The organism is Treponema lecithinolyticum ATCC 700332 (assembly GCA_000468055.1).
GTDB lineage: Bacteria > Spirochaetota > Spirochaetia > Treponematales > Treponemataceae > Treponema_C > Treponema_C lecithinolyticum.
In genome coordinates, this window is record KI260568.1 from 1 (window position 1) to 1,022 (window position 1,022).

General features: G+C 40.7%; 1 protein-coding gene. It reads right to left on the reverse strand.

The features are described 5' to 3' along the window. On the reverse strand, positions 1 to 938 hold a 938-nt coding region (locus HMPREF9193_RS08200), incomplete at its 3' end, for an esterase/lipase family protein (protein WP_211227777.1). Between the last annotated feature and the right edge of the window lie 84 nt (positions 939 to 1,022).

Here is a 1,022-nt window from a genome sequence, read left to right on the forward strand (position 1 = left end):
AATACGTAGGTACGATCGTGGCAATACAGCTCTAATTTTTTGTGAAAAGCTTTACTGAGGTTGATATTATCGGTTATCAATTTATTTACCGTAGGATTAAAACTCTTATCCGTAAACCCGAGTATACCGCTTGTATCCTCATAACAGCTGAATATATCTTGTTTTTGTGCGCGTATGTCGTACGTTTGTTCAAGTTTTTCATCCCAGTCCAGCCATTGTTTTTCTTTGCTATTGACTGTCGGTGCAAGCTCTAGTGCTCCGGGAATATCAGAGCACAAAGCGGCAAAGTCTTTTTTAGTTGCTCCCAAAATATTTGCTAAGATAATTCCCGGTATATCCCACCAAGCGCTAAAATGCCGTGCACCGCACTTAAAATATGCATAAAACTGTACCGCCCCTTGTACAGGCTGTACACCGTGTATCACCGCTTTTATCTTTTGTGCCGCTTGCGGGTTTTGTCTTAAAAACTCGCGTGCAACCAAACCTCCCATACTGTGTGTAATAATAATCATCTCGTCGGTTTCCTGCTCTTCTTTTATTTTATTATATATGTCTTTTACCTCTGTTGCGGCAATATCATTAATATCTTTTCGCCAATCGTATGCGCACACATACACCGGGTATATGTGCTTTGTTTCCTGATTACGTAACTGTGTTTCCACTGTTTTTAACAGTGTATCATAAAACCCCGATGCGATAGCTGCATAGTTTCTGTCAAGCTGTTCTGTAGTATATGGCTTACTTTTGCCGAATAAATTTTTAGCAGGTTCCGTAATAGGTACCGCCTCAGGCGCATTCGTTATGCCTAATATCTTTCGTTTATCGGATACGTTTTTCCACGATAATCCTATCATATACGATGTTTTATCCGGATCCCAGATTGTTTCTCCGCTGTCCTCATTTTTCAAGCGGCTTCCCATAATACCGGGTAAAAACATAATCGGCACTATTTTTATCTCTTGCTTTTCGTGTACCCATAGCGCAGGTGCAGTATTTGCATGTTCCGTTTCACTCCTTTGGCT